Source organism: Streptomyces sp. NRRL S-31, assembly GCF_000718775.1.
In the GTDB taxonomy this organism is placed as follows: Bacteria; Actinomycetota; Actinomycetes; order Streptomycetales; family Streptomycetaceae; genus Streptomyces.
In genome coordinates this window covers 1-15,554 of the sequence record NZ_JOCB01000042.1, presented here as the reverse complement: position 1 = coordinate 15,554, position 15,554 = coordinate 1, and the positions used below count along the sequence as shown (strand labels likewise).

At 74.5% G+C, this 15,554-nt stretch carries 17 protein-coding genes and 1 riboswitch; of the genes, 4 read left to right on the top strand and 13 right to left on the bottom strand.

Annotation, left to right across the window (positions count from 1 at the left end; all coding sequences use genetic code 11):
• Positions 1-60 precede the first annotated feature (60 nt).
• Positions 61-1,803, bottom strand: a complete 1,743-nt coding sequence (locus IF37_RS0118130; RefSeq protein ID WP_030743415.1) for a LuxR C-terminal-related transcriptional regulator — start codon at positions 1,801-1,803, stop codon at positions 61-63.
• A gap of 95 nt (positions 1,804-1,898) precedes the next feature.
• On the opposite strand from IF37_RS0118130, the gene IF37_RS0118125 reads away from it, so the two are divergent.
• Positions 1,899-2,984, top strand: coding sequence for a M12 family metallopeptidase (locus IF37_RS0118125; protein ID WP_030743413.1), 1,086 nt, complete (start codon positions 1,899-1,901; stop codon positions 2,982-2,984).
• A 178-nt stretch (positions 2,985-3,162) separates the two neighbouring features.
• Here the strand turns inward: IF37_RS0118125 and IF37_RS0118120 are convergent, their stop codons facing one another.
• The 12 genes from IF37_RS0118120 to IF37_RS46390 all read right to left on the bottom strand — a co-directional run bounded on the left by IF37_RS0118120 (position 3,163) and on the right by IF37_RS46390 (position 13,828).
• Positions 3,163-3,987: a TauD/TfdA family dioxygenase gene (locus tag IF37_RS0118120; RefSeq protein WP_030743410.1), complete on the bottom strand. Its 825-nt coding sequence runs from the start codon at positions 3,985-3,987 to the stop codon at positions 3,163-3,165.
• Between the two features lie 409 nt (positions 3,988-4,396).
• Complete coding sequence (locus tag IF37_RS0118115; RefSeq protein WP_030743408.1) at positions 4,397-5,488, bottom strand: LLM class flavin-dependent oxidoreductase; 1,092 nt, start codon at positions 5,486-5,488, stop codon at positions 4,397-4,399.
• A complete protein-coding gene (locus IF37_RS0118110; RefSeq protein ID WP_030743405.1) occupies positions 5,485-6,867 on the bottom strand; it encodes an NtaA/DmoA family FMN-dependent monooxygenase in 1,383 nt (460 codons plus the stop codon). Before IF37_RS0118110 ends, IF37_RS0118115 begins: the two co-directional genes overlap by 4 nt.
• Before the next feature lie 25 nt (positions 6,868-6,892).
• Complete coding sequence (locus IF37_RS0118105; RefSeq protein WP_030743403.1) at positions 6,893-8,095, bottom strand: LLM class flavin-dependent oxidoreductase; 1,203 nt, start codon at positions 8,093-8,095, stop codon at positions 6,893-6,895.
• 129 nt (positions 8,096-8,224) lie between these two features.
• Positions 8,225-8,338: a putative leader peptide gene (locus IF37_RS46640; protein ID WP_367647087.1), complete on the bottom strand. Its 114-nt coding sequence runs from the start codon at positions 8,336-8,338 to the stop codon at positions 8,225-8,227.
• A 14-nt stretch (positions 8,339-8,352) separates the two neighbouring features.
• Positions 8,353-9,183: a GNAT family N-acetyltransferase gene (locus IF37_RS0118100; protein WP_030743400.1), complete on the bottom strand. Its 831-nt coding sequence runs from the start codon at positions 9,181-9,183 to the stop codon at positions 8,353-8,355.
• Positions 9,184-9,236: 53 nt separating this feature from the next.
• Positions 9,237-10,256, bottom strand: a complete 1,020-nt coding sequence (locus tag IF37_RS0118095; RefSeq protein ID WP_030743398.1) for an ABC transporter substrate-binding protein — start codon at positions 10,254-10,256, stop codon at positions 9,237-9,239.
• A 121-nt stretch (positions 10,257-10,377) separates the two neighbouring features.
• Positions 10,378-11,169, bottom strand: coding sequence for an amino acid ABC transporter ATP-binding protein (locus tag IF37_RS0118090; RefSeq protein ID WP_030743395.1), 792 nt, complete (start codon positions 11,167-11,169; stop codon positions 10,378-10,380).
• The gene (locus IF37_RS0118085) at positions 11,166-12,149 is read right to left on the bottom strand and encodes an amino acid ABC transporter permease (RefSeq protein ID WP_030743392.1); all 984 of its coding nucleotides are present in this window, start codon (positions 12,147-12,149) and stop codon (positions 11,166-11,168) included. Before IF37_RS0118085 ends, IF37_RS0118090 begins: the two co-directional genes overlap by 4 nt.
• Positions 12,150-12,320: 171 nt before the next feature.
• A complete protein-coding gene (locus IF37_RS44490) occupies positions 12,321-12,470 on the bottom strand; it encodes a hypothetical protein (protein WP_158727355.1) in 150 nt (49 codons plus the stop codon).
• A gap of 32 nt (positions 12,471-12,502) precedes the next feature.
• Positions 12,503-12,613, bottom strand: a riboswitch (SAM riboswitch).
• A 78-nt stretch (positions 12,614-12,691) separates the two neighbouring features.
• Positions 12,692-13,579, bottom strand: coding sequence for a glutathione S-transferase C-terminal domain-containing protein (locus IF37_RS0118075; RefSeq protein ID WP_030743390.1), 888 nt, complete (start codon positions 13,577-13,579; stop codon positions 12,692-12,694).
• A gap of 126 nt (positions 13,580-13,705) precedes the next feature.
• The gene (locus IF37_RS46390) at positions 13,706-13,828 is read right to left on the bottom strand and encodes a putative leader peptide (protein ID WP_301540337.1); all 123 of its coding nucleotides are present in this window, start codon (positions 13,826-13,828) and stop codon (positions 13,706-13,708) included.
• A 129-nt stretch (positions 13,829-13,957) separates the two neighbouring features.
• On the opposite strand from IF37_RS46390, the gene IF37_RS0118065 reads away from it, so the two are divergent.
• The 3 genes from IF37_RS0118065 to IF37_RS42240 all read left to right on the top strand — a co-directional run.
• On the top strand, positions 13,958-15,127 hold the full coding sequence (locus IF37_RS0118065) for an FAD-binding oxidoreductase (protein WP_030743387.1): 1,170 nt from the start codon (positions 13,958-13,960) through the stop codon (positions 15,125-15,127).
• Entirely contained in the window at positions 15,115-15,417 is a 303-nt protein-coding gene (locus IF37_RS0118060; protein WP_030743384.1) for a (2Fe-2S)-binding protein, read from the top strand. Before IF37_RS0118065 ends, IF37_RS0118060 begins: the two co-directional genes overlap by 13 nt.
• The coding region (locus IF37_RS42240; protein WP_158727354.1) for an FAD-dependent oxidoreductase at positions 15,410-15,554 on the top strand (145 nt) is incomplete at its 3' end. The genes IF37_RS0118060 and IF37_RS42240, both read left to right, overlap by 8 nt.

Below are 15,554 nucleotides of genomic sequence, written 5' to 3'. Positions count from 1 at the left end.
CCGGGGCCTGTCGTCGGACTCCCGCCCGCCCGGCGGACGGCGGGAGTCCGGCGACAGGCCCTACGCCGTCTCGGGCACCTCCACCAGCCAGGGCAGCGCCCCCCGGTCGCCGGTACCGAGCCGGGTGTAGGCGCCGTACAGGTGATTGCCCACCGTCCGCACGGACAGCGTCAGCCGGTCGGCGATCTCGCGGTTGCTCAGCCCGGCCGCCGCGAGCGAGACGATCTGCCGCTGGCGGGCGGTGAGTTCACCGAGGACGAGTCCGGTCAGGGCCGGGGTGCGCGCTCCCTCGCAGCGGCGGGCGAGCGCCAGGGCGCGGGTACGGGAGCGGCGCGCGGCCCGCGGATCACGGTGCGCCCGTACGGCCTGTGCGTGCGCCTCCGCCGCGTACAGCAGGAACCCCCGCTCCGCCAGGGCCTGAGCGGCCCGGTCCAGCGCGGCCCCGTCGCCGCGGGCCAGCGCCTCCGCGTGCCGGGCGAACACGCTCCCGGCGGGCAGCCGGCCGGCCGCCCGCCCGGGGTCGCCCCGGCGTACGGCGTCGTAGGCGGCGTGGACGCCGTCGGGCTCGGCGCCGGTGCCCGGCTCGCCGTCGGCCAGCGCGAGTTCCCTCCGGCACCCGGCGTCGGACGGGGCCGCCCGCAGCCCCTCCCGGGCCCAGGCCGCGGCCTCCCGCAGCTCGCCGCGCAGGCGCGCGAACCGGGCGCGGAGCCCGGCGTACCCGGGCGGCAGCGGGGCGCCCTCCGCGACCAGCCACTCCCCCACCGGCGTCGGCACCGGCGTCACGTCGAGCCGCTCGACGCGCTCCGCCAGGGTGCGCTGTTCGGCGGCGAGCGCGGGGGCGTGCGCGTCCGCGGCGGGGGCCAGCCGGCGGGCCCTGAGCCGGCCGGCGGTGGCGCGCAGCGCGGTGCCGTGCAGGGGGTGGGCGAGGCTGACCGCGCCCTGGTCGTCGACGTGCACCAGGCCGTCCGACTCCAGGCGTTCGAGGGCCTCCGGCTCCAGCCCGTCCGGGTCCAGCGGCAGCGGCTCGGCGAAGGCGAGGCGGTCCAGGATCTCGCGTTCGGCGGGGCCGGACCGCTCCAGGGCGGGGGCGAGCCGGTCCCGGACGGCCGGGGTGACCGGCAGGGCGCCGCGCCAGGCCCGCTCCCGGGTGCCGGGCACCGGGGTCAGCCGGCCGGACCCGGCGAGCGCGGTGACCAGGTCGCGCAGCAGCCGCAGATCGCCCCGGCACGCCTGGTGCAGCCGGCGTACGGTGAGCGGTTCCAGGGCGGCGCCGGCGAGCAGCCGGGCGGTGTCCTCGCGGGGCAGCGGGCCGAGGGCGAGCCGGGGCAGCAGCTCCCCGGTCCACAGCCGGGACACCGCGCCGGGTGCGGGCACCCCGTCCGCCGCGGCCACCACCAGGCGGGTACGGCCCTGCACGGCCAGCTGGTGGACCAGGGCCGCGGAGGTCTCGTCCAGCAACTGGGCGTCGTCCACGACCAGGACCCGCACCCCGGACAGCGCCCGGAGCGCGCGGTGCAGCGAGACGGTGTCGGGGAGCAGGTGCGCGAACGCCGCGAGGGGCAGGTCGCGGGCCTCGGGCGTGCCGGTGACCCGCTGGTGGTCGGTGCCCCGGACCGCCTCCGTGATCAGCCGGGTCTTGCCCTGGCCCGCCGGACCGGTCACCACGATGCCGGGCCGGCCCGCCGCCGACGCCCCGCGCACCAGCTCCAGTTCGTCCGTCCGGCCGGTGAACGGCCAGGGCAGCTCCAGGGTCCCGGCGCCGCCGTACGTCCCGCTGCCCGCGTCCTGCTCGTAAGTCCTCACCTCATCCTGAGCGCGGGTACCCGGGTTTGATACAGGGTGACTTGAGTAGCCCCCGACTCAGGCGTCCGGCCGGTGCGGGGCGGCACTCTTGCGACATGACCCGACGCCTCTGCTCGCTTCCACGGCAGCCGGCCCCGCCGTTCGCGGCGGGGCTGACCGCCGGGCGGCTGGGCGCGCTGCTCGCCGGGCGGCGGATGTGGCTCAACGGCACCGTGCTGCACTACTGCTTCCTGGACGCCCGCACCGACGCCTCCGTCATCCCGGTCCCCGGGACCGGGGAGCTGCGCCGGGCGCCGTGGGCGGGCGGCGAGGAGCAGCGGGACGTGGTCCGCGACTGCTTCCGCGAGTGGCAGGACCTCGGCATCGGCGTCACCTTCGCCGAGGTCGGCGACCGGCACGAGGCGGAGCTGCGGATCGGGTTCCAGCCCGGCGCCGGGTCCTGGTCGGCGGTGGGCCGGGACGCGCTGTCGGCCGGCCGGGGCGAGCGCACCATGAACCTCGGCTGGGACGTGACCGCGCCGGGGGAGCGCGGGACCGTCCTGCACCAGATCGGGCACGCGCTCGGCATGGTGCACGAGCACCAGAGCCCGTTCGCCGGGCTGCACTGGGACGACGAGGCGGTCTACGCCGAACTGGCCGGGCCGCCGAACTTCTGGAGCCGGGAGACGACGTACACGAACGTGCTGGACCGGCTGGACGCCTGCGAGGCGGGGGCCTCGGTGTGGGATCCGCAGTCGGTCATGACGCTGCCGTTCGGGCCGGGTCTGGTGCTGGAGCCGGAGCAGTACCGCGGGGGGCTGCGTCCGCCCGGCGCCCCGTCCCCGGCCGACAAGGAGTTCGTGCTCCGCTGGTACCCGCCCGCCGATCCCTCGGGGCCGGCCGCGCTGGTGCCGTTCCGGTCGGCGCCGCTCGGTCTCGGGGCGGGCGAGCAGGCCGACTTCACGGTGGAGCCGCCCCAGACCCGCGAGTACGCCGTGGGCACCTTCGGTGAGGCGGACACGGTGCTGGTGGTCTTCGAGGAGCGCGACGGGGAGGCGCGTTTCCTCGCGGGGCGGGACGACGGCGGCACGCCGGACAACGCCGTCGTCCGCGTGCGGCTCGTCAAGGGCCGCCGCTACGCCGTCCGGGTCCGTCTGTACTCCACGTGGGGTGCGGGGGAGACGGCCGTCATGTGCTGGTGACGGCACACGGACGGCGCCGAGCCACAGTCCGGCACCGGGGGAAGCGGCGCGGGCGTCACCAACGGGGGAGGTGACGCCCGCGCCCACGCCGGTGTTCGGGTGCGCGAACGGTGCCCGGGTGCGGCGCCGTCGGCCGCCCGGTCCGGCAGCGCACGGCGGCCGGGCCGGCGGGCCGGGCTCAGGCAGTGGTGCGCAGCGGCTCCACACCGATGACCTTGCGGTAGACGCGGGCGCCGTCGCCGTAGTCGTCGACGGCGTAGTGCCAGGTCGCCTCGTTGTCCCAGAGGACGAAGTCACCGGGCCGCCAGCCGAAGCGGATGGTGTAGTCGGGCGAGGAGGCGTGCCGCAGGAGGTGCTCCAGCAGTATCCGGCCCTCCTGCGGGGTGACCCCGGTGAGCCCGAGGGCCGAGGAGCTGAGGAAGAGGCCCTTGCGCCCGGTGAGGGGGTGCTCGCGGACGACGGGGTGCTCGACCGTCGTCTCGCCGAGCGCGGTCTTCCTGCTGCCCTGCGCGTAGTTCTCGGGGTTGCCGTCGTAGACGGCGCGGACGTCGGCCAGCAGCCTCTTGAAGGGTTCGGACAGGTCGTCGTAGGCGGCCTGGAGATCGGCCCACAGGGTGTGCCCGCCGAGTTCGGGCACCTCGTCGTAGGTCAGCGACTCGATGGCGAAGACCGGGGAGCGCCACAGGCCGCCGATGTGCCAGGTGCTGGCCTTGCCGGTGTGCCGCACGTTGTAGGGGTAGACCAGCTCGTGGTCCGGGTGGCGGCGGGCGGTGGGGTGGTCGAAGGGTTCGGCGAACAGGCGTACCGCCTCGACGTGTTGTCCGGGATCGAGGTGCTGGTCCCGGAAGACCAGGACCTTGTGGTCGCGGAAGGCCCGGCGGAGCGCGTCGGCGGTGGCCTCGTCGACGGGGCGGGTCAGGTCGACGCCGCTCACCTCCGCGCCGATGCGCGGGCCGGCCCGGTGGATGACGAGGTGTGTGTCGGGGTGGGTGACGGTGGTCATGCCGTTCTCCTTGGAAGACGCCGTACGGACGGGACGTGCCGGGGCACGCGCGAAGGAGCGGCTGCTCGGAACTCCGCGCGGGCCCGGGACAGTGGGGAGAAGTCAGGCGTGTCGACAGGACGGCGCGCCGGTGCGCGCCGGGTCCGGGTGCGGTCTGCGGGACAACGCCGGGATGGTCACGCCACCACGGTAGGCAGCGGGCACCGCCGCGGGCCAGGCCCCACCATTGCACTCGCGTGAACATTCCACGGCGTGCCCGGCGCCCGGGCCGGACGCGGGCACGCCGACGGCATGCTCATCGCCCTCGGGGGTCTCCCGGGTCGGGCGGCGCCTCGGACGCGCCGGAACCGGGGGCGATGGGCACGAGGTCGAGGACGCCGAGCGGTGTGCCGGAGGACACGGGGGCTCCTCAGCGATCGGCGGGCACGGCCTCGGGTGCCGTCCGGGGCCGGACGGGTGCCCAGGGGAACGGCGGATCCGGGATGTCCCGGCGCAGTACCGGGGCGACCTCGGACTGGAACAGCTCCAGCGAGTCGCGGTGCCGGGCGGCGGGCAGCCCGCCCGCGTCCGCGCTCACGTGCAGCACGGTGTGGCCGAACCGCTCGTGGTAGCGGTGCACCTTGTCGAGGACCTGCTCGGGGCTGCCGATCAGCGCCGAGCTGCGCGCCACGAAGTCCTCCAGGGTCTCGAAGACCACGGGCAGCCCGGCCGTGCGCTGGAAGGCGAGGTTGCTCTCGAACACCGGGCGGTACGCGGCCAGCGCCTCCTGGGAGGTGCGGGCCACGTACAGCCCGGCCGAGCCCGCGCCCACCGCGATGTCCGCCGGGTCGTGGCCGTGGTGCTCCCAGCGTTCGCGGTAGTGGCGGATCAGCTCGGCGTACGGCTCGATCGGATGGGTGACGTTCGCCGAGAACAGCGGGTCGCCGTAGCGCGCGGCGAGTTCCACGGACTCCTTGCTGGTGGCGCTGCCGTGCCAGACGCGCACCGGCCGCTGGTAGGGCCGCGGCCAGACCTCGGCGTCCGTCAGCGGCGGCCGGAAGCGGGTGTCCGCGGTGACCCGGTCCTGCCGCCAGATCCGCCGGAACACCTCGTAGCTCTCGGCGTTGCGGTCCCACTGGTCCTCGGGGGTGACGTCGAACAGCTCGCGCTGCGCGGTGCCGTTGCCCTTGCCGATGATCAGGTCGAGCCGGCCCTCGGAGAGGTGGTCGAGGGTCGCGTAGTCCTCGTAGGCGCGGACCGGGTCGAGCAGACTCAGCGTGGTGACGGCGGTGAAGAGCCGGATGCGGCGGGTGAGCGCGGCGATGTGGCTGAGCACGACCGTGGGCGCGGAGGAGAGGAACGGCCGCTCGTGCCGCTCCCCCACGCCGAATCCGTCGAAGCCCAGTTCCTCGGCCAGCACCGCGTTGTCCAGCACCTCGCGGAACCGGTCGTGCGTCGGCCCCGGCACGCCGGTGGCGGGGTCGGGCCGGTGCACGATCAGGGTGATGGCGAGGAACTTCACGACGCGGCCCGCTCGGCGGGGGCGTCGGTGCCGGCGTCGGGGTGGGCGAGGCCCAGGTGGTCGCGCAGGGTCGTGCCCTCGTACTCGGTGCGGAAGACGCCCTGTTCCTGGAGGAGCGGGACGACCGTGTCGGCGAACGTGTCCAGTCCCCCGGGGGTGATGTGCGGGACGAGGATGAAGCCGTCGGAGGCGTCGGCCTGCACGAAGTCGTTGATGGTCCGGGCGACGGTGGCCGGGGTGCCGATGAAGGACTGCCGGTTGCCGGTGTTGATGACGAGGTCGCGGATGGACCACTTGTTGGCCTCGGCGAGCTGCCGCCACTCGCGGGCGATGGCGACCGGGTCGCGATACATCCGCACCTGGGCGCGGCCCCGGGAGATGTGCTCCTCGGCGACGACCGGGTCGGCCTCGGGCAACGGGCCCTCCGGGTCGTACCCGGACAGGTCCCGGTTCCAGACGAACTCCAGGTGCTTGAGGGCGGTGGCGCCGCTGACCTGCTGGCGGCGGATCTCGTGGGCGAGTTCGGCGGCCTCCTCGTCGGTGTCGCCGAGCACGAAGGTCGCGGAGGGCAGGATGAGCAGCTGGTCGGGGCGGCGGCCGTACTTGGCGAGGCGGGACTTGACGTCCGTGTAGAAGGCCCGGCCCTCCTTCAGCGTGGAGTACCTGCTGAAGATGGCGTCCGCCTCGGAGGCGGCGAACTCGCGGCCCTCGTCGGAGTCCCCGGCCTGGAAGATGACGGGGCGGCCCTGCGGGGAGCGCGGGACGTTGAACCGGCCGTGGATGTCGAAGTGCTGTCCCTGGTGCACGAAGGCGCCGGCCTTGGCGTCGCCCAGGAAGGTGCCGGTGGCCTGGTCGGCGATGATCTCGTCGCCGCGCCAGGAGTCGAACAGCTCGTGCGCGGTGGCGAGGAACTCCTTGGCGCGGGAGTAGCGCTCCTCCTGCGGCAGGAAGCCGCCGCGCCGGAAGTTCTCACCGGTGAAGGCGTCCCAGGAGGTGACGACGTTCCACGCGGACCGGCCGCCGGAGAGGTGGTCGAGGCTGGCGAACTGGCGGGCCACCTCGTACGGCTCGTTGAACGTGGAGTTGATGGTGCCGGTCAGGCCGAGCCGGTCGGTGACGGCGGCCAGGGCGGCGAGCACGGTGAAGGTGTCGGGGCGGCCCACCACGTCCAGGTCGTAGATCTTGCCGCCCTGTTCGCGCAGCCGCAGTCCCTCGGCGAGGAACAGGAAGTCGAACTTGGCGCGTTCGGCGGTCTGCGCGAAGCGGACGAAGGAGTCGAACTCGATGTGGCTGCCGGCGGCCGGGTCGCTCCACACGGTGGTGTTGTTGACGCCGGGGAAGTGGGCGGCCAGGTGGATCTGCTTCAGGGGCTTGCTCATGGCGTGGGGTCGTCCTCTCCGGCGTTCAGACGGCTGCGTAGCGGTTGGCGGGGCGGGTGAGGCCGAGGAGGCCGCGCAGGGTGCCGGCTTCATAGGCGTCCCGGAAGCGGCGGCGGCGCTGGAGTTCGGGGACCAGGTCCCGGGTGATCCGGGGCAGGTCGTGACCGGCGACCGCCGGGCGCAGCCGGAAGCCGGTCAGTCCGCCCTCGGCCAGTTCCTCCAGCAGGTCCGCCAGTCCGGCCGCCGTACCGGTGAAGATCCGGGCGTCGCCGGTGTACGGCTCGCCCGCGAGGGTGTCGAGGCGGTCCCGGCGGGCCTCGGCCTCGGCCCGGCTGTCGTCGAGGAGGACGACGAGGTCGCCGAAGACGTGCAGGGGCTCGCCGGCGCGGCCCGCCGCCTCCTGCTCGGCGCGGATCTCGGCGACGGTGGCGCGGGCCTCGGCCGCGTCGTGCGGGGTGATGTAGCCCACGTCGGCCTGGCGGGCCACGAGCCGGTACGGGATGGTCTGGTGCGCGAGGGCGGTGACCAGGGGCTGGCCCTGCGGGGGTCGCGGGGTGATGGAGGGGCCCTTGACGCTGAAGTGACGGCCCTCGAAGTCGATGTAGTGCAGCTTGTCCCGGTCGATGAAGCGGCCGGTCGCCGCGTCCCGTATCTCCGCGTCGTCCTCCCAGCTGTCCCAGAGCCGGCGCACGACCTCGACGTAGTCGGCGGCCTCGTCGAAGAGTTCGGTGAGCAACGCCCCCGCGGAGGGGGCGTCGAAGGAGTCGATCCGGCGGATGGTGCGCCGGCCGAAGTGCGCGGCCTCGTCGGGGCGGGCGCTGACCCGGACGCGCAGTCCGGCCCGTCCGGCGCTGACGTAGTCGAGGGTGGCGATCGCCTTGGAGATGTGGAACGGCTCGGTGTGCGTGGTCACCACGGTCGGGACCAGTCCTATGTGCCGGGTGAGCGGGGCGACGCGGGAGGCGATGAGGACCGCGTCGAGCCGGCCGCGGACCTGGTCGGTGCGGTCGTCGGGGGTGAGGAGCCGGGAGGACTGCGGGCCGAGGCCGTCCTCGATGGTGACGAAGTCGAGCAGACCGCGTTCGGCCTCGGTGATCAGGTCGGCCCAGTAGCCGGCGGTGAGCAGGTCCCGGGGGCGGGCGACCGGCTCGCGCCAGGACGCGGGGTGCCAGCCGGTGCCCTCCAGGGCGACGGCGAGATGCAGGTGGGCGGGGGAGGTTGCGGACACGTCGGTGCCTTCCTTGACGTCCGTACGAGAGGCGGCGCCGGCTCGCGGGCAGGGGCCGGCCGGGGTGGGCGGCGCGGGACCGGGCGAGCGCGCGGGAGGGGAGGAGCCGGGCCGGAGGCCGGGCGTGCGTCAGTGGCGACAGAGCGCGGCGGACACGCGCTGGAGGTCTATGTGCGGCCGGGAGTGCAGCCGGACGGAGCGGTAGGGATGCGGGGCGCGCGGCGGGCGTGACGGCGGCGGCACTCGGGTCACGGCCGTCACCTCGCTCCGTTGGGCGCGGCGGGCCGGGTCGGCGCCCGCCGGGTGGATCTCGTCATGACGTCCAACGCCCGGCCGGCGCCGGATGTTCCCGGGCTGCGGAGTCGGACGAACGGGGAGCGGCGGCGCGATGTGAACCCGATCGCCTCGTACAGCCGGATCGCGGGCGCGTTGTCGGCGGCGACGTGCAGGAACGGTGTGTCCCCGCGCTCCCGGATGCCCGCGGCGACCGCGCGCACCAGCCGGGTCGCCAGTCCCCGGCCGCGGTGGGCGGGGTCGGTGCAGACGGCGCTGATCTCGGTCCAGCCGGGCAGCCGCAGCCGCTCGCCCGCCATGGCGACGAGCCTGCCCCGGTGCCGGATGCCCAGGTAGGTGCCCATCTCCACGGTCCGCCTCAGGAACGGGCCGGGCCGGGTGCGGGCGACCAGGCCGAGGATCTCCGGGACGTCGTCGGGCCCCAGGCGTACCGCCTCCGGCGCCGGCTCGGCGCGCAGCGCGGTGTCGACGAGCTGGACGCCCTCGCCGCCGCCGAGGACCGTCCAGCCCTCGGGCACCCGCTCGACGGGCTTGACCCGCGCGTGGGCCGCGGGCCCGAGCAGCGTGTGCAGGTCGGCCCAGGCCGCGGGGTCCGCCGGGTCCGCCACGGCGGCGAAGTCGTAGGTCTCCGCCCGGTAGCGGGCCGCGCGGCCCACGCGTTCGGCGAGGTGTGCGTGCGGGCCGGTGAGGGCGGCCCAGACGGCGTTGTCGAGTGCGGGCGCGCCGGGCGGGAACGGGGCCCTGGGCAGGAGGAGCGGAACTCCGCCCGCCTGGGCGGCGGTGGGGTGTGCCATGACGGACGGAGTCCTCTCTCGGCTCGGCCGGGCGGGCGGGGGCGGGGAGGCGGTCAGGAGTTGTCCAGCGGCAGTCCGGGCGGGTTGACCTCCGACTTCGCCACGGCCTCGTTGGACAGGTTGTAGGCGGCGAGCCACTTGGCGTACTGCCCGTTCTCGATGAGGTGGTTGAGGGCGTCGGCGAGCGGCTTGGCCAGTCCGCTGTCCTTCTTGGCGGTGGCGGCGATCAGGCCCTGCACCGTCTCCCCGGCGCCGGAGAAGGTGCCCGCGTTGCGGGTCGGGTCGGGCGTCTTCGCGGTCTGCCGGGCGCGGTAGGCGACGGCGGGGTTGGGCCCGAGGAAGGCGTCGACCTTCCCGCTGCGCAGCGCCAGGTTGATGGCGTTCTGGTCCGGGAAGTACTTGATCGTGAGCTGCTTGCCCTCCTTGGCCAGCTTCGCCTTCCACTCCAGGAGGATCTTCTCCTGGTTGGTGCCGGCGCCCACGGTGACCGTCTTGCCGGCGAGGTTGCGGTAGTCGCCGTCGAAGTTCCAGGTGCTCTTCTTCAGCACCTCGAAGGCCAGGTTGTCCTGGCGGTAGGAGGCGAACTCGTACTTCTTCTTGCGCTCCTCGGTGTCGGTGACGTTGGAGAAGGCCACGTCGACCTTGCCGCTGTCGATGCCGACGAAGAGGTTCTCCCAGGTGGAGTTCCGCAGTTCGGGCTTGAGGCCGAGCACCGCGGCCACCAGGCGGCCGAGGTCGGGTTCGGAGCCGGTGAGGGTCTTCTGGTCGCTGCCGACGAAGTTGAGCGGCGCGGAGCCCGAGGGCAGGGCCCCGACGCCGATGACGAGCTTGCCGCTCTTGCGGATGGCGGCGGGCAGTTCGGCGCTGATCGACTTCACCTCGGAGACCTTCAGCGCGGTCTCCTGGGCCGCTCCGTTGGACACCTGCCCCACGGTCACCGTGCCGGCCGAACCGGTGGTGGTGGCGGCGTCGCTGTCTCCCCCGCACGCGGCGAGCCCGCCGGCGAGGGAGAGGGTCGCGGTCGCCGCGGTGAGGCCGCGTATCAGTCTGCGTCGGGAGAACTGGCTGGGCATGGCTGTCCTTGTCGTTCGGTGGTGGCGGGAAGCTGTGGTGAAGTCGGTGGTGACGAAGGAGCGGTGGTGTCGGGGAAGCGCGTGCGGCCGGGGGACCCCGCGCGACGGAGCGGCGGGCGGGTCAGAGGACCCGCTTGAGGAAGTCCCGGGTCCGTTCGTGCCGGGGGTTGTCCAACACCTGTGCGGGCGGGCCCTGTTCGACGATCCGGCCACCGTCGATGAAGACGATCCGGTCGGCGACCTCGCGGGCGAAGCCGATCTCGTGGGTGACGATGAGCAGGGTGGTGCCGCTGGTCGCCAGGTCCTTGATGACGGCGAGCACCTCGCCGACGAGTTCGGGGTCGAGCGCCGAGGTCGGCTCGTCGAAGAGGATGATCCCGGGCCGCAGGGCGAGGGCACGGGCGATGGCGACGCGCTGCTGCTGGCCGCCGGACAACTGCCGCGGGTAGGCGTCGGTCCGGTCTCCGAGGCCGACGCGTCCGAGGAGTTCGCGGGCGAGTTCCCGGGCCGCGGGCCTGGTCAGCCTGCCGGTGGCGACGGGGGCGGCGGCGACGTTGTCCAGGACGGTCAGGTGCGGGAAGAGGTTGAAGTTCTGGAAGACGAAGCCGATCCGGCCGCGCTGGGCGAGGATGGCGCGCTCGCTCAGCTCCTTGAGCCGGTTGCCGTGCCGCTTCACGCCGATCAGCTCGCCGCCCACGCTGACGTGTCCGATCTCCGGCTTCTCCAGGTGGTTGATCACCCTGAGCAGCGTCGACTTGCCGGAGCCGGAGGGTCCGAGGACCACCGTGACCTCGCCGGGGCGGACGGTCAGGTCGATGCCGTCGAGCACGCGGTGGGCGCCGTACCACTTGTGGACGTCGTGCACTTCGAGCGCGACGGGGGTGGTCGGCTCCAGGGGCGGTGCGGTGGTCATACGGCGGCCTCCCTGCGCAGCCGGGCCCTGAGGTCGGCGAGGCCGGTCAGGGCTCTTCGCAACGGGGTCGGCGGCAGGGTGCGCGTGGCACCCCGGGCGAAGTACCGCTCGACGTAGAACTGGACGACGGAGACGGCGCTGGTCAGGATCAGGTACCAGACGGTGGCGACCACCAGCAGCGGGACGATGTCACCGGGGTAGGTGCTGCCCATCGACTGCACCGAGCCGAACAGGTCGAGCAGCGACACGTAGAACACCAGGGAGGTGCTCTTGATCAGGCCGATCAGCTGGTTGACGTAGTTCGGGGTGATGGACCGGAACGCCTGCGGGAGGACGATCCTGCGGAACTGGTAACCCTTGGGCAGGCCGAGCGCGGCGGCGGCCTCGTGCTGTCCCTGGTCGACGGAGAGGATGCCGCCGCGGACCACCTCGGCCGCGTACGCCGCTTCGTTGAGGCTGAGGCCGATGACGGCGATCGCCATGTCGGTGGCCAGCTTCGACTCGTCGAAGGTGACGAAGGCCGGTCCGAAGGGCACACCGAGGCTCAACGTCTTGTAGAGGGCGCTGAAGTTGTAGAGGAAGATCAGTACGACGATCAGCGGGACGGAGCGGAACAGCCAGGTGTACGTCCAGCTGACCGCGCGCAGCACCGGGCTCCCGGAGAGCCGGCCGAGCGCGAGCAGGATGCCGCCGAGGAGCCCCAGCAGGGCGCTGAGCGCGGTGACTTCGAGGGTGACGAGCAGGCCGTCGAGGACGGTGGGGCGCAGGAACCAGTAGCGGAAGCGGTCCCACTGGTAGAAGGGGTTCGTGACCAGTCCGTGCAGGATCTGCGCGACGAGCACGAGGACGACGGCGGTGACGATCCACCGGCCGGGCCGGCGCAGCGGCTGGACGCGCTGCGCGGACAGCTCTTTCGGCGGTGTCTCGGTGGGTATCGGCGCCTCGGCGAGGGAGACGGCGGCGCCTGGGGGTTCACTCATGAGGGGCTCCGGCGGAGTCGGACACCCCGGGGCCGCGTCGAAGCGCGGTGGGCCGCGGCGGCACGGGGGCACGGGGCGGCGCACGGGCTGGCGCGGAGACCGGGGACTGGGCGGACAACGGCACACCGGGCGAGGGGGTGTGCGGCGGAACGCGGGGGCTGGGAGGAGAGGTCAGCCCCGGCGGCGGGCAGGGCCCGGTGCGGTACACAGTGCGCTGTTCACGCGGAGCAGGTCGACGGCGCGGTCGGCGACGAGGAGACCGGCGTACGACGGTACGCAGCCCTGGGGGCGGCTCACGGCCGTCCGGGAGGCTGCGTACATGGCGTCACCTGTCACTGTCCGGGCCCCGGGGGGCCGCGCGCTTACCGAAAACGTCGTCCGGTCCGGTCGTCACCTGGGGCACCCCACCGCGGTGCGAGGGTTGCCGGTCAGCCAGCCAGGGCTTGGTGCTGACGCTCATGACCGTTCTTGAGGCGTAAGTAAGGCAGTTGCCCGTTCGAATGTCAACGCCCGTCCGCACAGTGGACGGGGGCGGACCGCTCTCACCTGCGGCAAGCTCCCGGGGCGTCCGCGGCGTGGCTCGCCCAGTCCAGGATCTGGACCGCCGCTCCGGCGGCTTCGAGGCCCTGGCAGCGGCCGTGGTGGCGGCGGGCGATGCCGTCGAGGTCGAGATGGCGGCCGAAGGCGGGGTGGGCGGCCAGCCGGCGGGCGTAGGCCCAGAGTGCGCGGTGGCCGGCGACGCGGTGCACGGCGGAGGCGTCGAGATGGCAGCGGTGCACGGTGTCGAGCTGCACCAGGGAGACCCACAGCTCGATGTCGGCGGCGGTGAGCCGTTCGCCGACCAGGTACTCCTCGCCGTCCAGCCGCCGCTCCAGCCGGCCCAGGGTGTCCAGCAGGACGTCGAGCGCGGCGGCCCGCTCCCGCTGCGTGACGCCGGCCCGGCCGGCGCGCTGGGCGGCCTCCTCGATGCCCTCGGCGCACATCCGCTCGACCGCCTCGATCACGGACTCCAGGCCGGCGGGGTACAGGCGGTCGCCGCCGTCCGGCCGGAAGCGGTCCAGGTCGCGCAGGATGTCGGGGGTGTGGGTGCTGACGATGCGTCCGGACCAGTCGTCGCTGAGGACGGGCGCGAGCGCGGGGCCGGTGTAGTGGTGGGCGCTCGCCTCGTACAGCGGGCGCAGCGCCGCATGGCCGCCGCCGGGACAGTCCGGGACGGCCGGCAGCAGGGTGACGGGACACCTGGTGTCCAGGCCGAGCAGGCTGTGGCCGACGGCGAGGCGCAGTCCGTCGGGGCAGGCGGTGGAGAGGTGGAGCCGGTAGCGGTGCGGCACGGCGTAGTGGCCGCTGCGCGCGTCCCGTCCGATCCGGCCGCGGAAGACGGGAGCGGTGCGGTGGACGGACGGGACGGCGGCGAGCGGAGTGATGGACATGGGTCTCCCCGGGTCGTGGGCGTGGCTACGGGTCTCGGCGCGGGCGCCGGCGGACGGGCAGGGACCGGCGGGCGAGGGGCGCGGGGGCGCGCGGTGCGGCGGACGGACGGGCGGCGGGGCCCGGTGCTAGCGATGGCCGCCGATGGCGCTGCAGACGCGCTGGAGGTCGATGTGGCGGCGGGAGGTGAGCAGGGGCGCGCGGGGCGGGGTCCGGTCCGTACGGCCGGGCTCCGTCTCGAGGCGCGTCATGATTCCCTACCCGTTCACTAGGATTCCTCTCCCTGGAGTGTCGATCGGGCTCCGTACGACGTCAAGGGGGCGTCCACGCCTGGGATTCGGGGTCTCCTCAGCAACGGGAACATGTGACATAGTACTGCCGTGGCGAAGCTACTGACCTGCGACGTCGTGGTCGTCGGCGCCGGGATGGTGGGCGCGGCCTGCGCGCTGTACGCCGCCCGGGCCGGACTCGGGGTAACGGTGGTGGACCGGGGCGCGGTGGCCGGCGGCACCACCGGGGCGGGCGAGGGCAACCTGCTCGTCTCCGACAAGGAACCGGGCCCGGAGCTGGAACTCGCCCTGTTCTCGGCCCGGTTGTGGGCCGGGCTGGCCGAGGAGGCGGGCAGCGCGATCGAGTACGAGCCCAAGGGCGGCCTCGTCGTCGCCCAGGCGCCCGGCACCCTGGCCGCGCTGCGGGACCTCGCCGCGCGCCAACGGGCCGCGGGCGTCACGGCCGTACCGGTCGACGGCGGCGAACTCGCCGCGATGGAGCCGCACTTGGCACCCGGCATGGCGGGCGGGGTGCACTATCCGCAGGACGCCCAGGTCATGCCCGCGCTCGCCGCCGCCCGGCTGCTCCGCGCCTCCGGCGCCCGGCTGCGCACCAGCCACACCGTGACCGGCGTGCTGCGCGCGGCCGACGGCACGGTGTACGGCGTCCGCACCGACCGGGGCGACCTGCACGCGCCCGCGGTGGTGAACGCGGCCGGCACCTGGGGCGGTGACCTGGCCGCGCTCGCCGGGGTCCGGCTGCCGGTGCTGCCGCGCCGCGGCTTCGTGCTGGTCACCGAGCCGCTGCCGCGGCTGGTCCGGCACAAGGTCTACGCGGCCGACTACGTGGCCGACGTGGCCAGCGACACGGCCGGGCTGCGCTCCTCGCCGGTCGTGGAGGGCACGGCCGCCGGGCCGGTGCTGATCGGCGCCACCCGGGAACGGGTGGGGTTCGACCGGTCGCTGTCGCTGCGCGCGGTGCGGGCGCTGGCCACCGGGGCGATCGGGCTGTTCCCGTTCCTGGAGCGGGTCCGGGCGCTGCGCGCGTACGCCGGCTTCCGGCCGTACCTGCCCGACCACCTGCCGGCGATCGGCCCCGATCCGCGGGCGCCCGGGCTGTTCCACGCCTGCGGGCACGAGGGCGCGGGCATCGGGCTCGCCCCCGGCACCGGCCTGCTGATCGCGCGGGCGCTCACCGGGGAGGCTCCCGGACTGGACACCACGCCGTTCCGGCCGGAGCGGTTCGACACCGAGGGAGGCGGGAGCGCATGCGTCCGATGAGACCGGACCGGGCCCGGCCGGGCCCCGCCTTCACCGTCACCTTCGACGGCCGGCCGCTGGAGGCGCTGCCGGGCCGGACGGTGGCGGCGGCACTGTGGGCGGCGGGCGTGACGGCCTGGCGCGGCACCCGGCGGACCGGCCGGCCGCGCGGGGTGTTCTGCGGGATCGGCGTGTGCTTCGACTGCCTGGTGACCGTCAACGGCCGTCCGAACCAACGGGCCTGTCTAGTCCCGGTACGGCCGGGCGATGTGATCCGCACCCAGCGGGGGACGGGCCTGGACGATGAGTGAGCGACCGTGTCTCGCCGTCGTCGGGGCGGGCCCCGCCGGGCTCGCCGCGGCGCTGGCGGCCGCCGCGCGGGGCGTCCGGGTGGTCCTGGTCGACGACGCCCCCCGGGCCGGCGGCCAGTTCCACCGGCAGCCCGGGG